Consider the following 26,492-nt stretch of genomic DNA (forward strand, 5'->3'; position numbering starts at 1 on the left):
TTTGGGGTGTGGGCAAATTTGAAACAGGTGGGGATTCGAGTTCAGTGGGAAAGGCTCTTTTAACCTGGATTCCGATGGATTTCAGCGCTCTGATTCCTCGGATGCAACCGGCATCAAGACGAAGGATTCAATCGTGCTATTTTTGTCGTCTACAGAAATACTGCGAACTGATGGGTTGCTCTTAGGTAGAACCGCAGCCCCACTACCCTTGTTTTTTGGTTTTACCTTGCGCACCCTACCTCCATCCTCATCAAGCGGCTCTTCGCGTCCGTTCCAAAGCAGACCTGGGCGAGGAACGCGATAATAGGACGAATCGCTCTCTGGCTTAGGACGTTCGACCTGCGCACTTCCGACGAATCGCCCCAGGGCTCCGACGAGGTATTCCTCGACGAGGTCACAGCACGTCCAGCGTCGATTCAAGCGTTCGGCCACTTCGCCGGTCATGCAACTGCCGCCGAAGGGATCGAACACGGTATCGCCTTCGTTGGTCAAGAGACGAATGAAATATTCCGGCAGATCGGATGGATAGCGCGCCGGATGGGCCTTGATTCCGTGTTCCTGACAATACCGTAAATAGGCGCTATTGCTCTCAGTGTTCGGAATCGCAATGAGGTTCGGCGGAATTGCAGCGCCATTGTCGACGCTGAATTTATCGCTAATGTCATGCCCGCTCGGTCGCTTCTTGGCTTTGTAACCTTTCTCCAGCAATTCCATCATACTGGGACTATAGGGTTGCAAGACCCTCCGGTTGCTGGCTTTCGGCCAGGGTGTTTTCGAGAGCCACCAAACGGTATTGATTGCATCCTTGACGCGAATCCGTCGCACTGTGACCCATTCGGCGGGTGTCGGCAAACGCGACGGATTCCACCAGAAAAAGTCCTGGGCCAAGTGGAAACCGAATTCCTCACACAGCATGATCAGCAACTTGTAGTGATAGAGACTGCGTGTTGGTGTGCCTGGATTCCAGGCACCGCCAATGTCGATGACCAGACTGCCGCTGGTCTTGAGTACACGATGAAACTGTTCGGCAAAGGGTTTGAACCAATCGAGGTAAGCAGGTGCCTCGGCGTTGCCATATTCTTTCTTTCGTACCAACCCAAAGGGCGGACTGGTCATGATGAGATCAATGCTGTTGTCTTCAGTCGTGCGCAGCACATCGAGCGAATCACCCAGATAGATATGCCCGTGCTTGGTTCGATGGAAGATCCTTGGCATGGATGTAACGTCTTGATTGGCCATTCGGTGTTCTCCCTCAGAGTTCCAACTGTTTCAGCGCCATCGTGGCGCGGGCCTCTCGGTCGAAAGCGTCGACGATATGCACTGGATTTTGACGAATGGCGTTCAGGTCGGTGCGATCGATCATCACGATGCAGAGATTCGAGTCCGTCATGATTTTGTTGGCGTAGCGGCGGGCTTCCGAGCCGATATCGCCCGTGCTGACGATCACGATGACGTTCGATTTCAGGAAATGCGTCAGCCCAACCTCCTTTGCGACATCCTCCAAAGACACGCGATCCGTGTTCTTGCATTGGATCTGCCAGCGTGAGAAGACGAGCCTTGCCGACTCGAAGATCAAGTCCACTTCCGCGCCGCCCGTGGCCTGTGCCCGCAGACGGGTCGCCGCATAGTCCATGCCCAGCAGTCGCATGAGCTTGAAGGCCAGTGCTTCCAGCGCCAGTCCGCCGATATAGCGGTCGTCGGAGTCGATCTCGATCAGGATCTCATCAAGCGGTTTGCATAGCAGATCCAGCAGCTTCGAATCGATCTGATCCTTGAGTTGGTCCAGCAGCGGCATGAGCACATCGGTTTCCAGCTTTGCGGTTGGCGTGACCATAAGGGGCTTGGCACCCCGGCCGCCGGTGGTCTTGGTGACGGTGATATAGCCGGCATCGTCCAGTGCCTTGAGTACCTGCTTTGGCAGGCTTTTTTCAGGGAACTTGACCCCATAGGTCACGGAGGCAAGCCGGGCAACGGCATTCGACGGCTGCGGCTCGGTGAGGCCGGTATTCGCCGGAGCTTGCAGAAAAGCCCGTTGTTCGGGCGTGAAGCGGGCGAGCACGCCGAACTCATCCGGATGGGTTCCCAACACCTTTTGCAGCCGGATATCGTCGATCTGCCAACGTCCGCCCACGAAAATTCCGGCCTTCTCCAGCCAGAGTCTCATGATGCTTGGATGTTTACCGCCACTCGGATAGCTGATGCCCCGCATCGCCAGTGCCTCGCGCAGGTTGGTCAAATTGACCACCTCGCCGGCCGCCGTCATGTCGCGGATGCACTGCACCAACCCCATGCCGTGGCGATTCAGGAGGATGTGACGAGCCGGGGTTTCGTGCAGCCTTGCTTCGTCATCCTTGATGGCGATGAGGTCGCGGCCGAAGTCGGTTAGAACGGCCTCCCCATCGATAAGACCATAGGCCTTCATGCCAAGACGGCAGTTCATAGCGAGCTTGTTCTGATTGCCGGCGTCGCCCCCGCCATGCGTGGAGAAAAAACGCGCTTGGATAGACTGTTGCAGCGCCTTGGGATCTCCTTCATCAGTTCCTCCGCGAGAAACCCCGTCCTTCAGGGCGGGGAGGGATAGCGGCTACGACCGTGCAGCCGCCGGAAACAGATGCAGGCTTTCCACCTGCCGGGCCGTGCGGCTCTGCCCGTAAGGGCCTGGTGACGGACGACGCCTCGCGGCGTGGTCGCTCCCCTCGCCAATGTGTGCCACCGGCTCCCGCCTGACGGCGGCGACCCGAACCTTCGACGCTTTGCCTTTCGTCAGCGTGATCCGGGCCTTTCAGAGCGGCGGACTGAGGAAGCATCCGCCGGTGAGTCTTAACGACCTGTGGCACACGTAGCCCCTTTCGACCTTCCCGGTCAGGCGGGCTGAGGCTGGTCAACCCAGCTTGCTCTCACAAGCTCCGCCCTTCAGGGCGGGGTAGTTGACCTTTTGCTCCGTTTTTCCGCACAAGCCGAGAACAACATTCAAGTCTGGATCTGCAAGCATTCTAAGCGATCGAGATCCTGTGTGCGTTGCGCGTCGGTCCGGTCGACCGCTCCAGACAGAGACGCAGGTGCTCGGGGGCTTCCAGCAGCGGATTGTGTCCCACATCCTCCAGGATATGTAGCCGGGTGGCGGGACGATGGGCCAAGACCTCGTGCGCGATCGCCTGGAAGCGCCGATCCTCACCGCCGACGATCCAGTCGAGCCGTCCGTGATAACGCGCGAGCGCCTCCCAGGTGCCGGGCATCTCGCCCAGTCCGAGCCGTTCGAGCGCGCCGGCCAGTCCCTCCGGACGCTGACTCAGACGCTGCGCGCGCTGACGTGCCAGGATCTCGGGTGCGAGCCGTGCCTGAGTCTGAAACAGCGGCTGATGCTCCCAGGCCGCCACGAAGGCCTCGATCCCCTGATCGCGCAGCAGACGAATCCAGGACTGATCGGCCAGTCTCCGCTGTTCGCGCAGGGCCGGATCGAGCAGACCTGGGTGGGCTGAGATGATCGCCGCCGAGCGAAAACGCTCGGGTGCGAGCTGGATGAGGCTGAGCGCGATCCGCCCGCCGAGCGAATAGCCGATGACCCGGTCGATGCTCGGCGGCAGCCTGTCGAGCAGTGCCCGGATCACATCGAGATAATCGCTCGTCGGATCGGGGCCGGTCAGATGGCCGGGCAGATCGATCGCCAGCCGCTCCGGATCCTCGGGGAAGACGCTCGACCAGTCGGCCCCGCCGCCGGTGAAGCCATGCAGCAGCAGACAGCGGGGGGCGACGGACTTCAGAGCGTTGCCTCCGTTGTCTTGTCGCGCTCGATCAGCGCATAGGCCGAGTGGTTGTGGATCGACTCGAAGTTCTCGGCCTCGACCGTATAGGCGAGGATGCGCGGATCGTCATTGAGCCGCTTGGCCACGTCGCGCACCAGATCCTCGACGAACTTGGGGTTGGTGTAGGCGCGCTCGGTGACGAACTTCTCGTCCGGACGTTTGAGCAAACCATAGAGTTCGGACGAGGCCTCACGCTCGACCAGATCGATCAGCTCCTCCAGCCACATGAAGCGCTCCATGCGCACCTGGACCGTGACGTGCGAGCGCTGATTGTGCGCGCCAAACGCCGAGATCTCCTTGGAACAGGGGCAGAGGCTGGTGACGGGCACCATGACCTTGAGTTCCAGATGCGGCCGGCCGTCGCGGATCTCGCCGATGAAGGTGACTTCGTAATCGAGCAGGCTTTCGACCCCGGAGACCGGCGCCTTCTTATTGATGAAGAAGGGGAAGCGCATCTCGATGTGACCGGCCGCGGACTCCAGACGCTCGGACATCTCGCTGAGCATGGTCTTGAACGAGGAGACGCTGATCTCGCGTTCGTGGCGGTTGAGGATCTCCACGAAGCGCGACATGTGCGTGCCCTTGAAGTCGTGCGGGAGATAGACGTACATGTTGAAGGTCGCCACCGTGTGCTGCTCGGTGCCGCAGCGCTCGAGTACGCGCACCGGATGGCGGATGTCCTTGATGCCGACCTTGTCGATGGCGATGCGGCGGGTGTCCGCGCTCCCCTGGACGTCCGCGATCTCGCAGGCGGCGGTGGTCGAACGGGGGGATGTGGTCGATGGCTCCATGAGAATCGTGTCGTCGTCGGAATGGATGGCTGGAAGGTGGGGGCGACCGGCGGCTCGGCCAAGTCGGGTTGAGCGACCGGGCCGAGCGCGAGTGCTGAGGTTAGAGTGGTTCAAGGGGCGGCGGTTCGATGCCGCCGTGGTCCCCTTCTCCCGCGTGTTTGAGTCAGTTCTTGCGTCCCAGGAGGGCGTTGGCGATCCAGACCAGCGGCTGGGCACGCTCGCCGAAGATCGACACGGATTCGATGGCCTCGATGATGAGCTGATTGGCCATGGCCTTGGCCTCGGCCAGACCGACCAGCGCCGGATAGGTGGCCTTGTTGAGTGCTTGGTCGCGGCCGGCGGTCTTGCCGATCTGGGCGGTGTCGCCCTCGACGTCGAGCACGTCGTCCTGGATCTGGAACGCCAGACCCAGACATTTGGCGTAATGATCGAGTCGCTCGGCCTGATCCGCGTCGAGTCCGCCATGGGCCAGCACGCCCATCTGCACCGAGACGCGAATCAGGGCGCCGGTCTTGTGGATGTGGATGTTCTCAAGCTGCACCAGATCGAGCGGCGTGCCCTCGGCTTCCAGATCCATCGCCTGACCGCCGACCATGCCGCGTGCCCCGCTGGCGCGGGCCAGTGCCGCGACCATGCCGACGCGCGACTCGGCGCTCAGTCCGGGCGCCTCGGACAGCGCCTGGAAGGCCAGTGTCTGGAGCGCGTCACCGGCCAGGATCGCCGTGGCCTCATCGAAGGCGCGATGACAGGTCGGACGGCCGCGACGCAGGTCGTCGTCGTCCATCGCCGGCAGATCGTCGTGGATCAGCGAATAGGCGTGGATCATCTCCACAGCGCAGGCCGGGCAGTCGAGCAGGGCCGCGTCGAGTCCGAGCGCCTCGCCGGCGGCATAGGCCAGCAGCGGACGGATACGCTTGCCGCCGGCCAGCACCGTGTAGCGCATGGCCTCGTGCAGGCGCGACGGCTGCACGCTCACGGGCGGCAGGATCCGGTCGAGCGCGGTCTCGACGCGCGCACCACAGCGCGCGCGGAAGTCATCCAGGGTGTGATCAGTCATGGGCGTCGAATGGCTCTGGCTCGGCGTCCGGCCGGGCGTCGGTGAGGATCCGCACCCGCTGCTCGGCCGTCTCCAGCGCCTGCCGACAGACGCGGGTCAGGCCGATGCCGCGTTCGAAGGCCGCGAGCGAGTCTTCGAGCGTCATCTCACCCTTCTCCAGGGCGTCGACGACGGCTTCCAGTTCGGTCAGGGATTGCTCGAACGAGGGTGGGGGCGGGGTCTTGGGTTGTTTCATCTGGGTTTGAATCCGGGTTTGCAGGTACGGTACCGTAGCCCGCTTTGACGGTCAAACCGGGGCGACCGCTCCGGCGACCCATCCGATTCAACCCATTCAGCTTTCAGGAAGATCCGCCCGTCCATGACCGGCCATTACGACGCCTCAGCCATCGAAGTCCTCCAGGGCCTCGACCCGGTGCGCAAGCGCCCCGGAATGTACACCGACACCACTCGTCCCAACCATCTGGCGCAGGAGGTCATCGACAACAGCGTCGACGAAGCCCTCGCCGGTCATGCCAAGCGCATTTCGGTGACGCTCCATGCCGACGGCTCGCTGGAAGTCGAGGACGACGGGCGCGGGATGCCGGTCGACATCCATCCGCAGGAGGGACGGCCCGGTGTCGAGGTCATCCTGACCAAGCTGCACGCGGGCGGCAAGTTCAACTCGGACAACTACCGCTTCTCGGGCGGTCTGCACGGCGTGGGCGTGTCCGTGGTCAATGCGCTCTCGCGCCATCTGGAGGTCTGGGTCAAGCGCGGCGGCCACGAATACAACATGGCCTTCAAGGACGGCCACAAGGTCAGCGATCTGGACGTGGTCGGCACGGTCAAGCGCAACGATAGAGGGACGCGGCTGCGCTTCTGGCCCGATCCCGGCTATTTCGACAGCCCCAAGTTCGCCGTGCGTCCGTTGACCCATCTGCTTCAGGCCAAGGCGGTGCTCTGTCCGGGACTGGAGGTGCGCTTTCGCGACGAGACCAGCGGCGAGGAGCAGGTCTGGTGTTATCAGGACGGACTCCGGGACTATCTGCTCCAGTCGCTCAACGGCGTCGAGACGTTGCCGTCCGAACCCTTCGTCGGCGACATGGAGGGGCGTACCGAGGCGGCGAGCTGGGCGCTGGTCTGGCTGCCCGAGCCGCCCAGGGCCGGCGGCGGCGAGCCGATCGCCGAGAGCTATGTCAACCTCATCCCGACGGTGCAGGGCGGCACCCATGTCAATGGTCTGCGCACCGGACTGACCGAGGCGGTGCGCGAGTTCTGCGAGTTCCGCAACCTGCTGCCGCGCGGCGTCAAGCTGGCGCCTGAGGATGTCTGGAACCGGGTGAGTTATATCCTCTCGGTCAAGCTGCTCGACCCGCAGTTCTCGGGCCAGACCAAGGAGCGGCTGTCCTCGCGCGAGTGCGCGGCCTTCGTCGCGGGCGTGGTCAAGGATTCGTTCAGCCTCTGGCTCAATCAACATGTGGCCGAAGGCGAGCGCATCGCCGAGCTGGCCATCGGCGCGGCCCAGGCGCGGCTGCGTGCCGGGCGGACGGTCACGCGCAAGAAGATCACCCAGGGTCCGGCCCTGCCGGGCAAGCTCGCCGACTGCACCGCAACCGATCCCGAACGCGGCGAGCTGTTTTTAGTGGAAGGCGACTCGGCCGGCGGTTCGGCCAAGCAGGCGCGTGATCGCGAGTTCCAGGCCATCCTGCCCCTGCGCGGCAAGATCCTCAACACCTGGGAGGTCGCACCGGAGGAGGTGCTGGCCTCACAGGAAGTGCATGACATCGCCGTGGCCATCGGCGTCGATCCGGGCAGTGATGATCTGTCGCGACTGCGCTTCGGCAAGATCTGCATCCTGGCCGATGCCGACTCGGACGGCGCCCATATCGCCACCCTGCTGTGCGCGCTCTTCCTCAAGCACTTCCGGCGTCTGGTGGCCGAGGGGCATGTCTATGTCGCCATGCCGCCGCTCTATCGCATCGACGTCGGCAAGCAGGTCTATTACGCGCTCGACGACGACGAGAAGAAGGGCATCCTCGACCGCATCGCCGCCGAGAAGATCAAGGGCAAGGTCAATGTGCAGCGCTTCAAGGGACTGGGCGAGATGAACCCGGCGCAACTGCGCGAGACCACCATCCATCCCGACACCCGCCGCCTGGTCCAGCTCACCATCGACGACGACCGCGAGACCGACGAGCTGCTCGACCGCCTGCTGGCCAAGAAGCGCACGGCGGACCGGCGGGCCTGGTTGCAGGAGAAGGGGGATCTGGCCGAGGTGTCCTGATTCGGTCCGATTCGATGATGGGCAGAGCTTGCGATGCCCATCATCGACACTCGCGCAGATCGCGCAGTCTCAGCCCGGCGATGAGCAAGAGCGTTACATAAACCAATCCGCCCGCCAGAATCCAGCCTGTCAGCTCCAGGATCCGCGTCCAGGCGTCCGCCGGCATCCAGTCGGCGCGCTCTCCAAGGCCCCAGTGCAGCGCAAGCCCCATCCCCAAACCGGCCGGCAACGTCTGAGCGAACAGGCGCGTCCAGCCGGGATGCCGTCGATAGATGCCCGATCGCCTCAGTCCGTGCAGCAGCAGGACGGCATTGAGTGCAGCCGTGAGCGACGTTGCGAGCGCCAGTCCGGCATGTCCCAGCGGCGCCATGAGCAGCAGATGCAGCGCCAGCCCGACACCGAGCGCAATCAGCGCCAGTCGCACCGGCGTGCGCACATCCTGCCGGGCGTAATAGCCGGGCGCCAGCACCTTGATCGCCAGAAAGGCCGGGATGCCGAGCGCATAGGCCATGAGCGAGTACGCCGCCTGGGTGACATCATCCGCGCCGAACTCGGACGACAGAAAGAGCGTTGCCATCACCGGCTCGGCCAGCACCAGCAGTCCGACCGCCGCCGGCAGACCGAGCAGCAGCGCCAGCCGTAAGGCCCAGTCCAGCGTGTCGGAGAAGCGCTCGGGCTCCCGCGCCGCTTCACGCTGCGACAGACGCGGCAGGATCACCGTGCCCAGCGCCACGCCCAGCAGCCCGAGCGGCAGTTCCATGAGCCGATCCGAGTAATAGAGCCAGGAGATGCTGCCGGTCACGAGCACCGAGGCGAGCAGGGTGTCGAGCAGCAGACTGATCTGGCCCACGGACACGCCCAGCACCGCCGGCCCCAGACGCCTGAAAACAGTGATCACACCCGGATCGCGCGGTTTGAAGCGCGGTCGCGGCAACAGCCCGAGCCGTGCCAGAAAGGGTAGTTGAAACGCCAGTTGCACCAGTCCGGCGACGAGCACGCCCCAGGCCAGCGCCAGGATCGGCGTCTCCAGCAAAGACGCCGGCCACAGCGCGCAACCGATCAGGACGATGTTGAGCAACGCCGGCGTGAAGGCCGGCACCCCGAAACGCTCATAGGTGTTGAGCAGGGCGCCGGCCAGCGCGGCGAGCGTGATGAAGAACAGATAGGGCAGGGTGAGCCGCAGTAGCCGCGTGGCCAGTGTGAACTGATCGGCATCCGCGCCGAAGCCGGGCGCGAAGGCCAGGATCAGCAGCGGCGCGGCCAGAATGCCGAGTGCGGTGATCAGGAGCAGTGCGGCGGCCAGTGTGCCCGCCAGGTCGTCGACGAAGGACTTGAGCGCCGGCAGTCCCTGTCGCTCGCGATAGTCGTTGAGCACCGGTACCAGCGCCATCGAGAAGGCGCCCTCGGCGAACAGCCGGCGCGCGAAGTTGGGGATCTTGAAGGCGACGAAGAAGGCATCGGTCGCCGCATCGGCGCCGAACACGCGCGCGATGGTCAGATCCCGCACGAATCCCAGAATACGCGACGACAGCGTTCCGCCGCCCACCTTGGCGAACGAGGCAACCAGCGAGGCCATGGATCGGAGGCGGCTCCGGACAGGAAAAGGCGCTGATTATAATTGACAATCGTGCTCCGATCCGAAATACTGCGCCGTCCGAAACCGCGTTCGGTGCGGCCCGCTTGCTGCCGGTCGACCCTCCACGCGGTTTCATCGTTTTTACCTCGACCGCGTCAGACATCGAATTCTCGGGAGACTCAGTTGGCTAATTCACCTCAAGCGCGCAAGCGTGCCCGTCAGGCGGAAGACCGTCGTCAGCGTAACATGGCTCAGCGCAGCACCCTGCGCACCTTCATCAAGAAGGTGATCAAGGCGATTCGCGCCGAGGACAAGGAAGCGGCCGTGCAGGCGTTCAAGGACGCCGTGCCGCGTATCGACCGCGCCGCTCGCAAGGGCCTGATCCACGCCAACAAGGCCGCGCGTCACAAGAGACGTCTGAACGCCCATATCAAGGCCATGGCCTGATCGCGAAGACGCTCACGCGAAGACACAAAAAACCGGCCTTTGAGCCGGTTTTTTGTTGCCTGCCAAATCGCGCTCAGGCCGTCTTTCGCGGACGATAGGCCAGGGCGAGCAGCAACGCGCCCGCGAACACCATCGGCAGCGACAGGATCTGCCCCATGGTCAGCCAGTCGAAGGCCAGATAGCCGATATGGGCATCGGGTTCTCGCACGAACTCGACCAGGAAGCGGAAACCGCCGTAGCCCAGCAGGAACAGCCCTGAGACCGCCATCATCGGACGCGGACGGCTGGAGAAGATCCAGAGCACGACGAACAGCACCAGTCCTTCGAGCGCGGCCTCGTAGAGCTGGGAGGCGTGTACGGCGGGACTCAGCAGGGTGTCGGTCGGCTGGTCGAGACACTGACGCGGAAAACGCTCGCAGGGGAGCCGGACACCCCAGGGCAGTTCGGTGCGATGCCCCCAGAGTTCGCCGTTGACGAAGTTGCCGATGCGCCCGGCCAGTAGCCCGGTCGGCACCAGGGGCGCGAGGAAGTCGCCGACCTGGAAGAAGTGCAGACCATGACGGCGCGCAAACAGTCCGATCGCGACCAGGACGCCGATCAGCCCGCCGTGGAAGGACATGCCGCCTTCCCAGACCTTGAGCAGGTTCAGCGGACTCGCCAGGATCTGATCGAAGCCGTAGAACAGCATGTAGCCGAGCCGTCCGCCGACGATGACGCCGAGGACGCCGTAGAAGATGAGGTCGTCGACCATCTCGGTCGTCCAGCCGGACTCGGGGCGGCGCGCGCGCCGGCGCCCGAGCCACCAGGCCAGCGCGAAGCCGATCAGATACATGAGTCCGTACCAATGGACCTTGAGCGGGCCAAGGGCGAGGGCGACGGGGTCGATGTCGGGATAGGTCAGCATATGGGCGCGGATGGTATCACGGTGCCGTGGTGGTGAAGGAGTGGGCCAGGGCGGCGAAATCGAGGTCCGGCAGCTTGGGGAAGAACTGTCCCTCGAAGGCTCCGTTCCAGCGCACGCCGACGGGTCGCTGGGGTGCGAGCCGGGAGCCGGGCGCGATCTCGTCGGAGTGCTGCAGCGGCGGTCGTAGCCCTGAGACGCCACTGTAGCCGAAGAGTCCGTAGTTGGCTTCGGCGCCATAGGGACCGGAGCGGCCGAGTAGGGCGCGTCCGGCTGCCGACGCATCAGCGGGAAGGTTCGGTGAGGACTTCCAGGGTTCGTCGAAGGCTTCGAACAGATGGATCTGCACACCAGTGGCCTGCGACCAGACGACGGCCTCGCGCACGAAGGCGCTCGCCAGGGCCGGGTTGAGATAGCGCCGAGCGATGGCCAGACCGCCATCATCGAGCCGTGCGCCGGCCGTATCGAGCCGATCGGCGATCGCGGCGAAGGCTGTGTCCGGACGGATCGGCGCTCCGTCCTCGACATAGCCGGGCAGATTGAAGGCGATGCCGTCGGTGGGATGGCCGATCTCGCCGATCATGGTCTCGATCGGCCGCTCGCCGGCCAGTGTCCGGATCGTCCGTTCGAGCTGGCGCCACTTCCGGCTGAGTTCACCCTGTTCGGGATCGAAATAGACCGACCACTGCCCGCTTTGGGCAGCCGCTTCGACCGCCTCCGGACTGGGATAGAGATTCTCCATCACGACATCCGACTCCGCGAGCAGGGCGGCGACCTCGCGACCGAAGCGGGCGAGTACCGGATCGTCCGCGTTCGGGTCCGCCGGCCGAAAGCGATGTCCGCGCGCACCGAGCCGCAGATCGAGTCCGGCGAAGGCCGCGCCCGGCGCCATCTGCGCTCTGGCGTACTTCAGCATGGCGGTGATCTGTTCGGTCGGACTCGGCTGTTCGTCCGGCCCGCTCCAGGGCTGGGCATATTCGTTGGACAGGATCAGATGGGTGACGGTCCCCGGAAAGCGTGCGTTGGCGACCTGGGCCTGGGCGAGTGCGGACAGGATCGCAAAACGCATCCGGTCGTTCACCAGGGTGCCGGCGACCCGGATGTTGTCCACGCCGAGCTTGATCGTCAGCAGACGCCGACCGGCCTGGGCGTTGATCTCAGCCGCCGCGAGTGCGATCTGAGCATTGGCGTCACCGGCGAAGAATCCGGGATTGAGCCGAGCCTCCGGGTCGGTCGGACTCGTCGGCTCGAACAATGCCTGATGGATGGCGACCACGCGCAGATCCTGTCCGGGCGTGCCGGCGGTCTCGACCCGAATGCGCTCAGGCACGGGTCTGACATGGACGGCCGTCGGCGGAAAGAGAAAGACCACATCGGTGGTCTCGCGTCTCTGATAGGGCGTGGTCTCCGTGGGACGGAGTTCGAGGAGGCGACGGTCGGTCCAGACCGGCAGGGCGACAGAGTCCCGTCCGTCGACCTGACGCCAGTAGCCGGCCTGAAAGCCCGTGCCATAGGTCGCGAGTGTCAAGGGTGCTCCGCCGGCGGCTCGTCGCAGGACGTCGAGCTGCCGATAGACCGAGGCGGCGTGATCGACGTGGCTCACGGCCAAGGGCGTGCGATCCTCGAAGAAGCGCGTCTGGGTGCGGCTCCAGGCGACGGCGTCCTGTCCGCGCAGTGCCTCGGGCTGGAAGGCCAGCGAACCTTCGGCCGAGACGTCCTGGAGCCGTCCCGCTTCGTCGAACGTCAGACGCAGGGTCTGGGTCGCCGCCCACAGCGAGCGGGCCGGATGCTCGACATCGATGCCGCCGACATAGCTGTTGAAGGCCGGCACATGGAAGTCTCCAGGCGCATAGGGATTGTCCGGCCGCGCGCTCCAGTGTCCGACATAGGGCTGATAGGCCAGCCCCAGGATCGGTGCGTCCGCCGGCACGCCTCCGGTTGCAGCGAGACTCAGGGTAAGCAGCGCCATCGAGCGTCGAAGCCACATGCCGAGCCACCGTCCCCGCTCAATCCATGCGCGCCCTGGACGCCTTGTTTGGATTGCGCAGCAGCACATAGACCGCCCCGGTTCCGCCATCGCGACGGGTCGCCGAACAGAAGGCCAGCACCTGATCATAGAGTCTGAGCCAGTAGTTGACCTTGCTCTTGAGTACGGGCGCCCGTCCGCTGGAACCATAGCCCTTGCCGTGGATGATGCGCGCGCAACGCACCCGCCGATGGGCGCATTCTGTGAGGAACTCGGCCAGGATCTGACGCGCGTGTTCGGCCTGGAGTCCATGCAGATCGACCTCCAGCCCGACCGGAAAGGCCCCGCGCTGGAGATCGGCGAGCACCCGATTCTGGACGCCGGGGCGCGCGAAGAGCAGATAGTCGTGGGTCTCGACCTCGGATTCGGCGAGCGCGACCCGCTCATCCTCCGGAGCCTCGATCGGACGCGGACGCGGCACCGGCGGCGGACGGCGGCGAAAGGGCTCGGCGCTCTCGAACGACAATGGCTCGGCATCCTCGACCTGTTCGCGGAAGAGCTGGCGGTCGGCGTCCTGGAGTGTGGGTTTCATCGGCTGGATTCGGGGCTGTCTGGGCACGCTTGGGGAGCGAGTATAGCCGTCCCACGATCGGTCGACGATGTCGGGATGCCCGATCGGCGTCCATGGAGTATGATCCCCGGCGATACCAAGAGACGCTCAAAGAAACGGTCAACTACCCCGCCCTGAAGGGCGGAGCTTGTGAGAGCAAGCTGGGTTGACCAGCCTCAGCCCGCCTGACCGGGAAGGTCGAAAGGGGCTCCGTGTGCAACAGGTCGTTAAGACTCACCGGCGGATGCTTCCTCAGTCCGCCGCTCTGAAAGGTCGAGATCATGCAGGCGCAAGGTAAAACGCCGAAGGTTCCGATCGCCGCCGCGAGGCGGGAGCCGGTTGCACACATTGGCGAGGGGAGCGTGTCGCGTCGTGAGACGCCGCACCGTCACCAGGCCCTTACGGGCAGAGCCGCACGGCCCGGCAGGTGGAAAGCCTGCACCCGTTTCCGGCGGCTGCACGGTCGTAGCCGCTCTCCCTCCCCGCCCTGAAGGACGGGGTTTCTCGCGGAAGAACTGATGAAAATCCTTGTCAGCAACGACGACGGCTATCAGTCACCCGGTTTGATCGTGTTGGCCGAGGCCCTGACGGCCCTGGGCGAGGTGGTGGTGGTGGCCCCGGATCGTGACCGCAGCGGAGCGAGCAACTCGCTCACGCTCGACCGACCCCTGCGCGCCAAACGCATGCCCAACGGTTTCATCCAGGTCGACGGCACGCCGACCGACTGTGTGCATCTGGCGCTCACCGGACTGCCCTCGATCGAGCCGGACATCGTGGTCTCCGGCATCAATCATGGCCAGAACCTGGGTGACGACGTGCTCTACTCGGGCACGGTCGCCGCCGCCACCGAGGGGCGCTTCCTGGGACTGCCCTCGATCGCGGTCTCTATGGCTTCGAGTGCGCCCCAGCACCTCGACACCGCCGCGCGCGTGGCGGTCCGGTTGGTCGAGCGTCTGCGTCAGAACCCGCTCGAATCCAACATCATCCTCAACGTCAACGTCCCGGATCGGCCCTATGCCGAACTCCAGGGCTTCAAGGCCACGCGGCTGGGACATCGGCACAAGGCCGAGTCGGTGGTCGAGGCCCGCGATCCGCGCGGCCGGCTCATCTACTGGATCGGGCCGGCCGGTCCCGAACAGGACGCCGGACCCGGCACGGACTTCGAGGCCGTGCGCTCGGGCTTCGTCTCGATCACGCCGCTACAGGTCGACCTGACCCGCCATTCCGCCCTGGAGTCGCTCGGTTCCTGGCTGATCGGATGCGTATGATGACCGCGACCCTGCTCGATCCGGGCATCGGCATGACCTCCAGACGCACGCGCGAGCGTCTGATCCGGCGTCTGATGGACGCCGGGATCGACTCGCCCGAGGTGCTGCGCGTGATGCGCACACTGCCGCGCCATCTGTTCGTCGACGAGGCGCTCGCCAGCCGTGCCTACGAGGACTCGGCGCTGCCGATCGGACATGGTCAGACCCTCTCCCAACCCTATACCGTGGCGCGCATGACCCAGGCCCTGCTGGAGCACGGCACGCCCGACACCGTGCTGGAGATCGGCACGGGGTCGGGGTTCCAGACCGCCGTTCTGGCTTCGCTGGTGCGGCGCGTCTACACCGTCGAGCGTGTCGGCGAGCTGTTCGAGCGTGCCCAGGAACGGCTCGGCGCGCTGAAGATGCGCAACGTCCGCTATCGCCACGGCGACGGCGCCCAGGGCTGGCCCGAGTACGCGCCCTATCGCGCCATCATGGTGACTGCCGCCCCGCGCGGCATCCCGCGTGCGCTCGCCGAGCAGCTCGCGCCCGGCGGGATCATGGTGCTGCCGATCGGCGAGGGGCCGCGCCAGAGTCTGGTGCGGCTGGTGCGGCTGGCGCGCGGCGGCTTCGGTCACGAGATCCTGGAGCCGGCCAGCTTCGTGCCCCTGCTGGCTGGGGTCGCTTGACAAGTGTGAACATGGACGCCACGAATAGGGTAAACCGTATCATCGTCTAGCTTCGTCCCGTGCCGGAGGATGTGGATGTCGAGCGCCAAAGACCGCGAGACCCCTGAAAACCTGTCCGATGTCGATAGTGAATCCTTCCTGATGATGGGCGAGGACTCGGAGCCGATCGAGTCCGGCCCCGACTCGGACGAGATCAAACTGCTCGACGGCGACTCGCCCGACGCGGCGGGCGAGCGTCTCATTGAGGCCTCCGAGGCCGATTTCGATGCCACCCGGATCTATCTCAACGAGATCGGCGAGTCCAGGCTCCTGACCGCCGAGGAGGAGATCCGGTTCGCCCGCCTCGCCCAGGCCGGCGACAACGCGGCGCGTCAGCGCATGATCGTGTGCAATCTGCGGCTGGTGGTCAAGATCGCGCGTCGCTATCTCAATCGCGGTCTGCCGCTGCTGGATCTGATCGAGGAGGGCAATCTCGGCTTGATCCGGGCGGTCGAGAAGTTCGACCCCGAGCGCGGCTTTCGCTTCTCGACCTATGCGACCTGGTGGATCCGCCAGACCATCGAACGCGCGATCATGAATCAGACGCGCACCGTGCGCCTGCCCATCCATGTGGTCAAGGAGATCAACATCTATCTCAAGGCGTCGCGCCAGCTCGCGCAGAGCCTGGACCACGATCCGACCTCCGAGGACATCGCCCAGTTGCTCGACCGTCCGATCAACGAGGTCAAGCGGATGCTGGGTCTCAACGAGCGCATCACCTCGGTCGACACGCCCTACAGCAAGGACGCCGACAAGCCGCTGGTCGACATGCTCCAGGACGACGGCTCCAGCGACCCCACCGAGCGCATCCAGGGCGACGACATCCACGTCAACATCGAGCACTGGCTCGGTCTGCTCAACGAGAAACAGCGCGAGGTGGTCGAGCGGCGTTTCGGTCTGCACGGCTATGAGAACTCGACGCTCGAAAGCGTCGCGCGCGAGTTGGGCGTCACCCGCGAGCGCGTGCGTCAGATCCAGATGGATGCACTGCGCCGGCTGCGCGATATCCTCGAAAGCGAAGGGTTTTCGGTCGAGTCTTTCTTCAAATGACCATTGACGTTCCCTAGTTGACTTTCCGCCCGCGATCCATTGAGATTCGTCAATCGGCGCCGCCGGATCGATACGCGCCAGTTCCAGGCCGGATGGCCTCCTTGCCTTCATGCTGTGTCCAACGGTTTCGGGAGGGTCCATGCAAGCCAGTCTGGAGCAGAAGTACAATTTCGACATCGTGCGCCGGTTCACGATCATGGCCGTGGTCTATCTGGTCCTGGGCGCGGGCTTCGGTGTCTATATCGCCTCGGAACTGGCCTGGCCGTTCCTGAACTTCGACAGTCCCTATCTCTCCTTCGGGCGGCTGCGACCGCTGCACACCAACACCGTCATCTTCGCCTTCGGCGGCTGTACCCTGATGGCCACGGCCTTCTATTCGGTCCAGCGCACCTGCGGGGTGCGGCTCTGGAGCGACAAGCTGGCGCGCTTCACCTTCTGGGGCTGGAACGCGGTCATCGTGCTGGCGGTGCTGACGCTGCCCTTCGGTCTGACCCAGTCGAAGGAATACGCCGAGCTGGAATGGCCGATCGACATCCTGATCGCCGTGGTCTGGTTGGCCTTCACCTTCAACTTCATCATGACCATCGCCAACCGGAAGTCCTCGCACATCTATGTGTCGAACTGGTTCTTCCTCGGCATGATGATCATGATCGTCTATCTGCATGTCGTGAATAGTCTGGCGATCCCGGTCGGACTCTTCAAGTCCTACTCGATCTTCTCCGGGGTGCAGGACGCGATGATCCAGTGGTGGTGGGGACACAACGCGGTCGGCTTCTATCTGACCGCCGGCTTCCTCGGCATCATGTACTACTTCGTGCCCAAGCAGGCGGGGCGTCCGGTCTATTCCTACCGGCTGTCGGTGATCCACTTCTGGGCGCTGATGTTCGGCTATGTCTGGCTCGGCGCGCACCATCTGCAATACACGGCGCTGCCGGACTGGACCGGCTCGCTGGGGGCGGCGATCTCGCTGGCCATGATCATTCCGTCCTGGGGCGGCGCGGTGAACGGCATGATGACGCTGTCCGGCGCCTGGGATCGGCTGCGCACCGACTATGTGCTGCGCTTCCTGATCATGGCGCTGGCCTTCTATGCCATGTCGACCTTCGAGGGGCCGGTGATGGCGCTCAAGAGCGTCAACGCACTCTCGCATTACACCGACTGGACCATCGGCCATGTGCACTCGGGTGCGCTCGGCTGGGTGGCCGGGATCTCGATCGGCGCCATCTATCATCTGATGACGCGGCTCTATCACACCGAGATGTTCTCCGAGCGCCTGATCAACCTGCATTTCTGGACCGCGACCATCGGCACCGTGATCTACATCGTCGCCATGTGGGTGTCCGGGATCATGCAGGGCCTGATGTGGCGCGCCTATGACGAGTACGGCACCCTGGCCTATACCTTCGTCGAATCGGTCGATGCCATGCATCCCTATTACGCCATGCGCGCCGTCGGCGGCGGACTCTTCCTGTTCGGCGCGGCGGTGATGCTGTTCAACGTGCTCATGACCGTGCGCAAATCCGTCGTCGAGGGTCGCCTGCAACAGGCGCGCACCCTCCCGTCCATGGCCTGAAGCGGGGAGTATCGACAATGAGCGACAGAGCCAAGGTTCGCGTCAAGAGCTTTCAGGAATGGCTGGAGGTCAACATCTGGGGCCTGCTGATCGCCACCGCGCTGGTGCTCTCGGTGGGCGGACTGGTCGAGATCGTGCCCCTGTTCTATCTGAAGAACACCATGGAGCACAATGCCTTCCCCGAGATCGTCTGGGACAAGGCGGGCAAGGAACCCATCGTCACCCTGGATGACGCCGGCAAGGTGCAATGGAACTGGCAGCCGGGCGACGGGGTGCGGCCCTACACGGCGCTGGAGCTGGCCGGACGCGACATCTATCAGCGCGAAGGCTGCTATCTCTGTCATTCGCAGATGATCCGGCCCTTCCGTGACGAGAAGGAACGCTACGGGCATTATTCGCTCGCCTCCGAGTCCATGTTCGATCATCCCTTCCAATGGGGCTCGAAGCGCACCGGCCCGGATCTGGCGCGCGTCGGCGGCAAGTATTCCGACGACTGGCAGCGCCGGCATCTGTACGACCCGCGTTCGTTGGTGCCCGAGTCGGTGATGCCCAGCTATCCCTGGCTCGACGAAACGGCGGCCGATCCGGACATGTCGCTGCGGGTCTTCGGCTTCACGATCTGGCCGGCGGGCACAGGCTCGCGGATGCAGCGTCACATGCGCGGCATGCGACAGGTCGGCGTGCCCTATACGGAGGCCGACATCGCCGCCGCCGAGTTCCTGCTCGAAGGTAAGACCGAGATGGACGCCCTGGTCGCCTATCTCCAGGTGCTCGGCACCATGGTCAAGCTCGATGACGCCAAGGCCTATCGTGAATAGCCTCGTCGAGTATTTCGCGACCGACTGGGAGGCGATGACGGTCAACGACTGGATCGGCACCATCCTGACCGTCCTCATCTTCCTGCTGATGATCCTGGCCTATTTTCAGGTCTTTCGTCCCAAGAACCGGGAGTCGCTCGAATCCAGGAAGCACATCCCGTTCGAGGACGAGGACGACGCGCCCTCCGGAGATCACGATGGCCGACCATAATCCCTTTCCAGGCGAGAACAACACCGGGCATGTCTGGGACGACAACATCCGCGAGCTCAAGAATCCGCCGCCGCGCTGGTGGATGCAGGGGTTCCGGCTGTCGATCATCTGGGTCGTCGGCTATTCGATCCTCTATCCGACCTGGCCGATCGGCGAGGAGCCGAATCGCGGTCTGCTCGGCTGGACCCAGATCAAGGAGTACGAGAAGGGCGTCGAGCGCATCGAAGCCAAGCGCGCCGAGTTCGAGGACCGGATTCGCGAATTGAGTGCCGATCAGATCCTGGCCGATCCGGGGCTGAAGCAGTACACACTGGCCTCGGCCAAGGTGCTGTTCGGCGACAACTGCGCCGCCTGTCACGGCAGCGGCGGGCAGGGCAATCCGGGCTATCCGGTGCTCGCCGACGACGACTGGCTCTATGGCGGCACCACGGCCAAGCTTACCGAGACCATCACGGGCGGGCGTCAGTCGCTGATGCCGGCGCACAAGACCATGCTCACCGAGGCGGAAGTCGACACGCTGGCTCACTGGGCGGTCGCGATGGCCGAGACCGGCGGCGAGGGCGGGAGCGAGGAGGGCTGGAATCTGTTCCGGACCAAGGGGTGCGTGGCCTGTCACGGTCAGACCGCCAATGGCCATGTGGTCGATCTGCCCGACGGCGACTTCATCGGCGTGGGCGCGGCCAATCTGCGTGACGGCATCTGGCGCTTCGAGCCGGGCGGTTTCGAGAGTGCGCGACACACCATCCTCTATGGCGTCAACCGGAAGGACGTCCCCGAGAGCCGTAGCGCCGTGATGCCGGCCTTTGCGCAACCGGCCGGCAAACTCAGCGAGCAGGACATCAAGAAGCTGGTCGTCTATGTCCACTCGCTCGGCGGCGGGATGTGATGTCCGGATGTGGCCCAATTGAACACCGATCCTGAATCGATCGAGCCGGTCTCGGTCGATGCGCTCTATGCCGAGGCCGACGACCGGCACGTCAATGCCGGCGGCCAGACCATCCATGCCAAGCGGATTCCCGGCCGCTGGCGGACGATCAAATGGGCGCTGTCCTCGGTCTGGCTGATCTATCTGCTCGGCCCCTATCTGCGCTGGGATGGCCGGCAGGCGGTGCTGTTCGACATCCCCAACCGTCAGTACCATCTGTTCTCGGTGACGGTGCTGCCGCAGGACTTCTGGATGCTATCGCTGCTGCTGCTGTTCTTCGCCATTCTGCTGGCGGTGATGACGGCGCTCGTCGGGCGGGTCTGGTGCGGATTTTTCTGCTTCCAGACCGTCTGGACCGATGTCTTCACCTGGATCGAGGAGCGGCTGGAAGGTCCGCCGGCGGCGCGGCGCAAGCTCGACGCGGCGCCGATGTCCCTGGAGAAGCTCAAACTGCGCGCAATCAAACATAGTCTGTGGCTCCTGATCGGCTTTTTGACCGGATTCAGCTTCGTGGCCTGGTTCACCGACGCGCCGACGCTGTGGTGGACCTTCTTCACCGGTCAGGCCAATGGCGCGGCCTATATCACGGTCGCACTCTTCACGGCCGGCACCTATGTCCTGGCCGGTTTCCTGCGCGAGCAGACCTGTTTCTGGCTCTGTCCCTATGCGCGCATCCAGGGCGTGATGCTCGACCGCTCGACCATCGTGCCGACCTATGACGAGCGGCGCGGTGAGCCGCGTGGTCGGTTCAAGCGCGAGGATGAAGGCGAGCGGACGACGGGCGATTGCGTCGACTGCAATCAGTGCGTGGCCGTCTGTCCGACCGGGGTCGACATCCGGCGCGGTCAACAGGAGGGCTGCATCACCTGTGCGCTCTGTCTCGATGCCTGTGATCAGGTCATGGACAAGGTCGGTCGACCGCGCGGACTCATTCGCTATGCCTCGCTCGACGAACTCGAAGGGCGTTCGACCAGTCGGTTGTGGCTCAGGCCGCGCGTCTGGGTCTATGTGCTCATCCTGGGGTTGTCGCTGTCCGGCATCCTCTATGGATTGACCTCGCTCGACCCGCTCGAACTGCGGGTGCTGCACGAACGCGCGCCGCTGTTCGTGCTCCAGAGCGATGGCTCGATCCAGAACAAATACACCCTCAAGATCCTCAACAAGACCCATGAGCCGCTGGCCGTGACCGTTCGCGCCACGGGGCATGACGACTTGACGCTCATGGGCGCCGATCAGCCGATCGAGACGACGCCCGGTGGCGTGACGCCGGCGACCGTGTTCGTCCGTATCCCGCGCGAGGCGCTCGAAGCCGAGCAGCAGCCGATCGTCTTCCGGATCGAGGCCGAACGTGCCGCGGGCGAGCCGGCCGTGACCGAGCGTGAGAGCGTCTTCGTCGGTCCCGAACCGCGCTCCGATTGAGCGGCGGAAACTCCGAGCCACACGAGGCCCAGTGCCGATGATGACCCACATCCAAACCCGTTTTCAGGCTCATCTCCAGCCCAACGCGGCCCTGCGCAATCCCTGGGTGCTCGGCTGGATCGGGCTCATCGTCGTAGTGCTGGCCGTCAATCTGGTCATGGTCTATCTGGCCTTCGCGACCAATCCGGGGCTGGTCAACGCCGATTACTACGAGCGCGGGCGGAACTATGAGCGCACCGTCCTGACCCGTCAGGCACGCGATCCGGGCTGGCTGATCCGGGCCGACATCCCGGCGGCGCTGCACGCCGGTCAGACCGAAGCCATCCGCGTCTTCTTCGTCGACAAAGCCGGTCAGCCGGTCGATCCCGAGGCCGTGACCTTCCATGCCTATCGGCCCTCGGATGCCGCGCGCGACTTCACCCTGAGCATGAACCGCGAGGATCGCGGGCGCTATGTGGTGGAGACCGCTTTTCCGCTGATCGGCGTCTGGGACACCCTGATCGTCGCGCGTCTGGGCGAGGACGAGTTCAGCGTCGGCGAACGTCTGACGGTCGGGACGCGCTAGCGGGTGGATGGCGAGCACTGTTTCCACTGCGGTCTGCCGATCGCCGCCGGCGCGCCTGAGACGGCCACGGTCGCCGGCGCCGAGCGCGCCTTCTGCTGCACCGGCTGCAAGTCGGTCTGTCTGGCCATCCATGCGGCGGGGCTGGAAGGCTTCTACCGCCGCACGCCTGAAGGCGTCCTGCTCGGCCCGCCGCCCGAGCCGCCCAAGGATCTGGCGCTCTTCGATCTGGACGCGGTGCAGGAGGAGTTCACCGACGTCGCCGCCGCAGACCGCGAGATCAACCTGCTGGTCGAGGGCATCCACTGCGCCGCCTGTGTCTGGCTGATCGAACGCGGACTCCAGTCGCTCCCCGGCGTCGAGGAGGCGCGGGTCAATCTCACCGGACGCCGATTGCGGGTGCGCTGGGACAACGGCCGGCTCCAGCTCTCGCGCATCCTGCGCCGGCTGGCCGATCTGGGCTATGCCGCCACGCCTTTCGATCCGGATGCCTCCGAGGGCGCCGTCGCACGCGAGAATCGCGCCCTGCTGTTCCGGCTCGCCTGGGCCGGATTCGCCATGATGAACCTGCTGTGGATCTCGATCGCGCTCTATAGCGGCGCGGATCAGGGCGAGTTCCGCGATCTCTTCCACTGGCTCGGCTTTCTGCTCGCCACCCCGACCATTCTCTATTCGGGTACGCCCTTCTACCGGGGCGCCTGGTCGGGTCTGCGCTCGGGTCATCTGAGCATGGACCTGCCGATCGCCATCGGGGTCAGTGTCACCTATGGTTATTCGCTCTATGTGACGCTCGGCGGCTCCGAGATCGGCGCGGTCTACTGGGACACGGTGGTCAACTTCCTGTTCGTGATCCTGGTCGGGCGCTATCTGGAGGCGATCTCGCGCCGACGCGCGGTGGCGGCAACCCAGCGACTGTTCGATCTTCAACCGAAAGTGGCCACCCGACTCCAGGACGACGGCGGCGAGGCGGTGGTGCCGATCCGCTCGCTCATTGTCGACGAATGGGTGCTGGTGCGTCCCGGCGAGCGTATCCCGGTCGACGGCGAGATCCTGGACGGACGCAGCAGTGTGGACGAGTCGATGCTGACCGGCGAGTCGCGTCCGGTGCCCAAGAACGCGGGCGACCGGGTCTCGGCCGGCACCATCAATGGGGCAGGTGTGCTCCGGGTCCGGGTCACGGGTCTGCTCGCCGAAACCACGCTCGGGCGCATCATCCGGCTGGTCGAGGAGGCGCAGGCCAGCCGCGCACCGATCCAGCGGTTGGCCGACCGCATCGTGCCCTGGTTCGTTGCCGCGACCCTGGGTCTGGCGACCCTGACCTTCCTGATCTGGGTGCGAACCGATCTGGAACTGGCGCTGACCGCCGCGACCGCCGTGCTCATCATCACCTGTCCCTGCGCCTTCGGCATGGCCACGCCGATGGCGGTCGCGGTCGCGTCCGGCGTGGGCGCGGCGCGCGGCATCCTGATCAAGAACGGGGCGGTGCTGGAGCGGTTGTCGAGCATCCGACATCTGGTCTTCGACAAGACCGGCACCCTGACCGAGGGGCGTCCGGCCGTGGTGGCGATCGCCGGGGCCGGAGCCGATTGGCGCGCGCTCGATCCGGAGTCGCCGGCGCTGAGCGACGTACAGCGCGTCGATCTGCGTCTGATCGGGGCGCTGGAGCGGCTGTCGGAGCATCCGGCGGCAACGGCGGTGCTGGATCTGTGCGAGCGGGCTGGGATCGATCCAGGGGGGCTGACGGTAGAGGCGGTCGAGGTCGAGCCGGGCCTGGGCATCGCCGGGCGGGTCGCGGGTCGAGCCGTCGCCATCGGGCGCCCGGAGTGGCTCGCGCGTCAGGGCGTTGCCTTGCCGTCCGATCCCGAGTCGACCGCCGAGCCGGCCAGCCGGATTCTGTGCGCCATCGATGGTCGTCTGAGCCTGAGCCTGGGCCTGGAGGACCGGCTGCGACCGGGCGCCGAATCCGTGGTTGCACGTCTGCACGACCAGGGGCTTCGCGTCACACTGCTGACGGGCGACCGGCGCGCCGCCGCCGCGCTCATCGCCAAACGGCTCGGCGCGGTCGAACTGATCGCCGAGGTGCTGCCCGAGGACAAGGCCCGCGTCATCGACGATCTCCAGCGCGCCGGCGAGCCGGTGGCCATGATCGGCGACGGCGTCAACGACGCCCCGGCCCTAGTGCGCGCCGATGTCGGCATCGCCATGGGCAGCGGCACGGATGTCTCCATCGCTAGCGCCGATATCGTGCTCATGTCGAGCGAGCTGGAACGGGTGCTGGAAGCCGCCGAACTCTCGCGCCGCACACTGGCGACCATCCGCCAGAACATCGCACTCTCCATCCTCTACAATCTGATCATGGTGCCGCTGGCCATGGCCGGCGTCATCACACCGCTGATCGCCGCCGTCTCCATGCCGCTGAGCAGTTTGGCGGTGATCGGCAACTCGGCGCGTCTCGGCGCGCTCTTCAAGTCTTCCGGTGAACGATCGTCCCCGATCCGATCGACTTCGGATTCGCGGTCGACTCCAATCCCATCCTAAGTGAGCGCCTCCCGATGGAAGTCATCTATGGCCTGATCCCCGGAATGCTGATCCTGGGGCTAGCGGCGGTCGCCGTGCTGTTCTGGGCCGCGCGCAGCGGTCAGTTCGACGACCTGGAGGGTGACGGACAGCGCCTCCTGCTCGACGAGGACGAGATCCTCGATCGCGACCGGAGCGATACCCGCAGCCCGCCCGGCGCCGAGCCTGAGACCCGCTCCGATGAAGCGTCGCCGGGTTGAAACCAGCCGGATGCGTGCCTGCAACGGGGCGGCTACAATCATAAGTGTCATAACAAGGAACGCATTAAACCAGGAACCCCATTTTTATTGCCAACCAAGCTGGTGACCCCCCATGTGGAAGAATCTCACTATCCGCGCCCGGCTCGCAGTCACCGCCATCCCCGGTATCCTGCTGATCGGCACCGCGCTGGTCCTGATTGCCTATCTCACGGCCTCCTCCATGGCCGAAACGCTCGTACATCAAACCTTGCTCACCAAGGCCGATGGTGATCTGCGCGCCTCCAAGCTCTATCTCGAGCGTGACTTCGGTCAACTGAGTCTTCAGGGCGGCAGGCTGATCGACGCCCAGGGCCGCTCGGTCGAGGGCAATACGGAGATGCCCGATGTCATCAGCCGTGATCTGAGTCTGGTCTTCAGTCTCTTTGCCCGCGATGGCACGGATTTCGTGCGGGTTGCCACCAGTGTGCGCGATGCCGACGGGCGGCGTCAGCTCGGCACCCGGCTCGGCGCCTCGGCAGCCGCCCATGATCCATTGTTACGGGGCGAGCGCTATGTGGGCGAATCCGATGTACTGGGCGAACCGCACCTGACAGCCTATGAACCCGTGTTCGATGCCGCCGGTCAGGTGATCGGCACCTTCGGACTCGGCATCCCCAAGACACGGGCCAAGGCCATCGTCGCCGAGGGCATGACCGAGATGCTGCTGGGAATGGGGGTGGCGCTTCTGGCTGTGGTCGCAGTCGGTATCCTGGGCGTCCTCGGGATCTCCGGCATGATCACCGGTCCCATCCTCCAGGTCACCGCACGCCTGCGGGAGATCGCCGAGGGTGAGGGTGACCTCAGGCAGCGATTGACCGCCGAGGGTCGCAACGAGCTGGCCGATCTGGCACGAACCTTCAACCTCTTCGTCGAGCGCATCCACGAGATGGTCAAGGAGTCCGCCGGTGTCTCGACGCATCTGGCGGCTGCAGCCGAGGAGTTGTCGCTCACCAGTAACGAGACCAGCGAGCAGGTTCGCCATCAGCTCTCCGAAACCGATCAGGTCGCCACCGCCATCCATGAGATGACGGCTACGGTCGAGGAGGTCGCGCGCCATGCCGCCGAGGCCGCGCGCGCGGCCCAGGAGACCGACCGCGAGGCCGAGGCCGGTTCCCGGGTTGTCGAGCAGGCCATCGCCGCCATCGAGGCGCTCGCCAACGAAGTCGAGACGGCCGGCCAAGTCATCACCCGCCTGTCGGACGACAGCCGCGAGATCGGCGCCGTGCTCGATGTGATCCGGGGCGTGGCGGCCCAGACCAACCTGCTGGCCCTGAATGCCGCCATCGAGGCCGCGCGCGCCGGTGAGCAGGGACGCGGTTTCGCCGTGGTCGCCGACGAAGTGCGGACCCTGGCCAGCCGCACCCAGGACTCGATCCAGGATATCCAGGGCAAGATTGAGCGCGTACAGTCCGGATCGTCCGGCGCGGTGGACGTCATGGATCAGGGACGCGCCCGGGCCGGCGAGGGCGTGGCCCAGGCACGTCAGGCCGGTGATTCACTGCGTGCCATCGCGGCCGCCATCGCGCGCATCAATGATATGAACACACAGATTGCGAGCGCCGCCGAGGAGCAATCGGCCGTGGCCGAGGAGATCAACCGCAACATTCAGTCGATGTCGCAGAGTGTGGGCCAGATCTCGGATGGCGCGATGCAGGCGGCCGCCGCCAGCGGCGAACTGGCCAGGCTCGCAGCGAACCTCCAGGAAAGCTCGGGACGATTCAAGATATGA

24 protein-coding genes are annotated in these 26,492 nt (G+C 64.9%); 14 read left to right on the forward strand and 10 right to left on the reverse strand.

Translation table 11 applies throughout. The annotated features are described in order from the left end of the window. Positions 1–81: 81 nt before the first annotated feature. The 6 genes from Atep_RS02435 to Atep_RS02460 all read right to left on the reverse strand — a co-directional run bounded on the left by Atep_RS02435 (position 82) and on the right by Atep_RS02460 (position 5,886). Complete coding sequence (locus Atep_RS02435; RefSeq protein WP_236786381.1) at positions 82–1,239, reverse strand: DNA-methyltransferase; 1,158 nt, start codon at positions 1,237–1,239, stop codon at positions 82–84. Positions 1,240–1,252: 13 nt separating this feature from the next. Then, positions 1,253–2,440 (reverse strand): restriction endonuclease, encoded by a 1,188-nt coding sequence (locus Atep_RS02440; RefSeq protein ID WP_213380105.1) that lies wholly within the window; start codon positions 2,438–2,440, stop codon positions 1,253–1,255. A 553-nt stretch (positions 2,441–2,993) separates the two neighbouring features. Then, complete coding sequence (locus tag Atep_RS02445; RefSeq protein WP_213381378.1) at positions 2,994–3,761, reverse strand: alpha/beta fold hydrolase; 768 nt, start codon at positions 3,759–3,761, stop codon at positions 2,994–2,996. Further along, positions 3,758–4,594 (reverse strand): GTP cyclohydrolase FolE2, encoded by an 837-nt coding sequence (folE2, locus tag Atep_RS02450; protein ID WP_213380106.1) that lies wholly within the window; start codon positions 4,592–4,594, stop codon positions 3,758–3,760. The genes Atep_RS02445 and folE2 overlap by 4 nt, the downstream gene beginning before the upstream one ends. Before the next feature lie 163 nt (positions 4,595–4,757). Next, complete coding sequence (gene ispA, locus Atep_RS02455) at positions 4,758–5,651, reverse strand: (2E,6E)-farnesyl diphosphate synthase (RefSeq protein WP_213380107.1); 894 nt, start codon at positions 5,649–5,651, stop codon at positions 4,758–4,760. Beyond that, the gene (locus Atep_RS02460; protein ID WP_213380108.1) at positions 5,644–5,886 is read right to left on the reverse strand and encodes an exodeoxyribonuclease VII small subunit; all 243 of its coding nucleotides are present in this window, start codon (positions 5,884–5,886) and stop codon (positions 5,644–5,646) included. The genes ispA and Atep_RS02460 overlap by 8 nt, the downstream gene beginning before the upstream one ends. Before the next feature lie 123 nt (positions 5,887–6,009). Between Atep_RS02460 and parE the strand changes: the two genes are divergently transcribed. Continuing rightward, positions 6,010–7,914 (forward strand): DNA topoisomerase IV subunit B, encoded by a 1,905-nt coding sequence (gene parE, locus Atep_RS02465; protein WP_213380109.1) that lies wholly within the window; start codon positions 6,010–6,012, stop codon positions 7,912–7,914. A 40-nt stretch (positions 7,915–7,954) separates the two neighbouring features. On the opposite strand, the gene murJ is transcribed toward parE, so the two are convergent. Next, a complete protein-coding gene (gene murJ / locus Atep_RS02470; RefSeq protein ID WP_213380111.1) occupies positions 7,955–9,490 on the reverse strand; it encodes a murein biosynthesis integral membrane protein MurJ in 1,536 nt (511 codons plus the stop codon). 183 nt (positions 9,491–9,673) lie between these two features. Between murJ and rpsT the strand changes: the two genes are divergently transcribed. Next, positions 9,674–9,937, forward strand: coding sequence for a 30S ribosomal protein S20 (gene rpsT, locus Atep_RS02475; protein ID WP_213380113.1), 264 nt, complete (start codon positions 9,674–9,676; stop codon positions 9,935–9,937). A gap of 73 nt (positions 9,938–10,010) precedes the next feature. Here rpsT and lgt read toward each other — a convergent pair whose 3' ends face one another. Genes lgt through Atep_RS02490 form a run of 3 tightly spaced genes read right to left on the reverse strand, consistent with a single transcriptional unit; the run spans position 10,011 to position 13,396 of the window. After that, positions 10,011–10,841 carry a prolipoprotein diacylglyceryl transferase gene (gene lgt / locus Atep_RS02480; protein WP_213380114.1) on the reverse strand — a complete coding sequence of 277 codons (831 nt, stop codon included), beginning with the start codon at positions 10,839–10,841 and terminating at the stop codon, positions 10,011–10,013. Between the two features lie 16 nt (positions 10,842–10,857). Then, positions 10,858–12,825, reverse strand: coding sequence for a hypothetical protein (locus tag Atep_RS02485; protein WP_213380116.1), 1,968 nt, complete (start codon positions 12,823–12,825; stop codon positions 10,858–10,860). Between the two features lie 19 nt (positions 12,826–12,844). Beyond that, the gene (locus Atep_RS02490) at positions 12,845–13,396 is read right to left on the reverse strand and encodes a Smr/MutS family protein (protein ID WP_213380118.1); all 552 of its coding nucleotides are present in this window, start codon (positions 13,394–13,396) and stop codon (positions 12,845–12,847) included. Positions 13,397–13,932: 536 nt separating this feature from the next. On the opposite strand from Atep_RS02490, the gene surE reads away from it, so the two are divergent. The 12 genes from surE to Atep_RS02550 all read left to right on the forward strand — a co-directional run bounded on the left by surE (position 13,933) and on the right by Atep_RS02550 (position 26,492). After that, on the forward strand, positions 13,933–14,682 hold the full coding sequence (gene surE / locus Atep_RS02495) for a 5'/3'-nucleotidase SurE (RefSeq protein WP_213380120.1): 750 nt from the start codon (positions 13,933–13,935) through the stop codon (positions 14,680–14,682). Continuing rightward, the gene (locus Atep_RS02500; RefSeq protein ID WP_213380121.1) at positions 14,682–15,350 is read left to right on the forward strand and encodes a protein-L-isoaspartate(D-aspartate) O-methyltransferase; all 669 of its coding nucleotides are present in this window, start codon (positions 14,682–14,684) and stop codon (positions 15,348–15,350) included. Before surE ends, Atep_RS02500 begins: the two co-directional genes overlap by 1 nt. Before the next feature lie 75 nt (positions 15,351–15,425). Then, a complete protein-coding gene (rpoS, locus tag Atep_RS02505) occupies positions 15,426–16,439 on the forward strand; it encodes an RNA polymerase sigma factor RpoS (RefSeq protein WP_213380123.1) in 1,014 nt (337 codons plus the stop codon). A gap of 139 nt (positions 16,440–16,578) precedes the next feature. Next, positions 16,579–18,012, forward strand: coding sequence for a cytochrome-c oxidase, cbb3-type subunit I (gene ccoN / locus Atep_RS02510; RefSeq protein WP_213380125.1), 1,434 nt, complete (start codon positions 16,579–16,581; stop codon positions 18,010–18,012). A 17-nt stretch (positions 18,013–18,029) separates the two neighbouring features. After that, the gene (gene ccoO / locus Atep_RS02515) at positions 18,030–18,830 is read left to right on the forward strand and encodes a cytochrome-c oxidase, cbb3-type subunit II (protein ID WP_213380127.1); all 801 of its coding nucleotides are present in this window, start codon (positions 18,030–18,032) and stop codon (positions 18,828–18,830) included. Continuing rightward, positions 18,823–19,041 carry a cbb3-type cytochrome c oxidase subunit 3 gene (locus Atep_RS02520; RefSeq protein WP_213380129.1) on the forward strand — a complete coding sequence of 73 codons (219 nt, stop codon included), beginning with the start codon at positions 18,823–18,825 and terminating at the stop codon, positions 19,039–19,041. Before ccoO ends, Atep_RS02520 begins: the two co-directional genes overlap by 8 nt. Beyond that, complete coding sequence (gene ccoP, locus Atep_RS02525; protein ID WP_213380131.1) at positions 19,028–19,927, forward strand: cytochrome-c oxidase, cbb3-type subunit III; 900 nt, start codon at positions 19,028–19,030, stop codon at positions 19,925–19,927. The genes Atep_RS02520 and ccoP overlap by 14 nt, the downstream gene beginning before the upstream one ends. An 18-nt stretch (positions 19,928–19,945) precedes the next feature. Continuing rightward, a complete protein-coding gene (ccoG, locus tag Atep_RS02530) occupies positions 19,946–21,385 on the forward strand; it encodes a cytochrome c oxidase accessory protein CcoG (protein WP_213380133.1) in 1,440 nt (479 codons plus the stop codon). Positions 21,386–21,422: 37 nt separating this feature from the next. Next, complete coding sequence (locus Atep_RS02535) at positions 21,423–21,950, forward strand: FixH family protein (RefSeq protein WP_213380135.1); 528 nt, start codon at positions 21,423–21,425, stop codon at positions 21,948–21,950. A 3-nt stretch (positions 21,951–21,953) separates the two neighbouring features. Beyond that, the gene (locus tag Atep_RS02540; protein ID WP_236786383.1) at positions 21,954–24,485 is read left to right on the forward strand and encodes a heavy metal translocating P-type ATPase; all 2,532 of its coding nucleotides are present in this window, start codon (positions 21,954–21,956) and stop codon (positions 24,483–24,485) included. A gap of 14 nt (positions 24,486–24,499) precedes the next feature. Further along, the gene (gene ccoS / locus Atep_RS02545) at positions 24,500–24,724 is read left to right on the forward strand and encodes a cbb3-type cytochrome oxidase assembly protein CcoS (RefSeq protein WP_213380137.1); all 225 of its coding nucleotides are present in this window, start codon (positions 24,500–24,502) and stop codon (positions 24,722–24,724) included. Positions 24,725–24,836: 112 nt separating this feature from the next. Then, positions 24,837–26,492 (forward strand): methyl-accepting chemotaxis protein, encoded by a 1,656-nt coding sequence (locus Atep_RS02550; RefSeq protein ID WP_213380140.1) that lies wholly within the window; start codon positions 24,837–24,839, stop codon positions 26,490–26,492.

The sequence above is a fragment of the Allochromatium tepidum genome (assembly GCF_018409545.1).
In the GTDB taxonomy this organism is placed as follows: domain Bacteria; phylum Pseudomonadota; class Gammaproteobacteria; order Chromatiales; family Chromatiaceae; genus Thermochromatium; species Thermochromatium tepidum_A.